1 protein-coding gene and 1 pseudogene are annotated in these 1,154 nt (G+C 32.7%); both read left to right on the top strand.

Going from position 1 to position 1,154, the window contains the following annotated elements:
• Positions 1–591: pseudogene (locus BAZSYMA_RS01785) on the top strand (IS1595 family transposase); the annotation flags it as partial.
• 159 nt (positions 592–750) lie between these two features.
• Positions 751–915 carry a hypothetical protein gene (locus BAZSYMA_RS09800; protein WP_195910048.1) on the top strand — a complete coding sequence of 55 codons (165 nt, stop codon included), beginning with the start codon at positions 751–753 and terminating at the stop codon, positions 913–915.
• Positions 916–1,154 lie beyond the last annotated feature (239 nt).

The raw sequence follows: 1,154 nt of genomic DNA, 5'->3' as shown, positions 1-1,154 counted from the left end.
GTTGGGTGGTTCTATTTTTGGATTTGGGAGAAACACTATTAATAAAATTCTTACCTTTGTAAAGATAAGAATTTTTGAATTATCACAGATTCAATCTGATCCATTAGTTGGACAAATTGAAGTGGACGAGAGTTACTTTGGTGCACGGCGCGTTAAAGGAAAACGCAGTCGTGGTGCTAGAGGAAAAACTATTGTGTTTGACTTGTTAAAACGAGGTGAAGAGGTTTATGCTGAAATTATAGATAACTGCTCTGCAGCAACTTTGAAAAGTATTATAAAGGGCAAAACAAGCATTGACAGCATGATTCATTCTGATGGATAGCCGAGGGTATAATGGACTTGTAGATTTTGGTTATAAAAAGTATTTTAGGGTGCATCATGGAAAGAATGAATTCGCTAGAGGCAATTCACATATTAACGGGATAGAATCTCTTTGGGGATACGCAAAAACAAGACGGGTAAAATTTAAAGGAATGAGTAAAAATATGTTTAAATATCATCTAAAAGAATGTGAATTTAGATTCAATAATAGGGGGGCAAGATTTATATAAAATCTTGCTACAAAATTTCAAAAATAACCCGTTTAACTAGCCAAGACCCAAATTTAATTAAATCAATGATAACTGGAATAAAAAATCCTAATAAATCATTTCAGGCGACCGTTGATATGACAGTTGAATTCAGATATTAGTTTTACAAAATAAAACAGCCGCTTTTCGTGGATAACATCACAATCAAACAAGGGCGAATATGATTAAAGAATCAGTATATGAGTGTATTGGAAACACTCCTTTGGTTAAGTTACAGCATCTACCAAATGCAACAAATAGTACAAAAATTTATGGAAAAATAGAATATATTAACCCAGGGTTAAGTAGTCAGCCCTTAAAAACCACACAAAACATTGATTTATAACAATAAAACTAACAATAACCCTAGACAAATCAACCAACTTTTGTTAAAATACCCATTATTCCTTGGTCGTTTTGCTTAAAAAAATGTTAACTAAATCTAGCCCAATATCCACCCAATTAAATCTTTTTCATTCAGAGCTCTTTTCTCAATTAGATGTCAAAGACCCTTTAATACAACTAGCCAACACTATTAATTGGACAGTCTTTGATGATGCCTTTGAGCAACATTACTCTCAAAAC

It is taken from the genome of Bathymodiolus azoricus thioautotrophic gill symbiont, from assembly GCF_001298715.1.
Taxonomy (GTDB): Bacteria; Pseudomonadota; Gammaproteobacteria; order PS1; family Pseudothioglobaceae; genus Thiodubiliella.
The sequence above is the reverse complement of the archived record's forward strand: the minus strand, read 5'-3'. Positions and strand labels throughout refer to the sequence as shown.

Coding starts and splice junctions, on each gene's coding strand:
- BAZSYMA_RS09800 (WP_195910048.1), top strand. CDS start 751: ATGATTAAAGAATCAGTATATGAGTGTATTGGAAACACTCCTTTGGTT.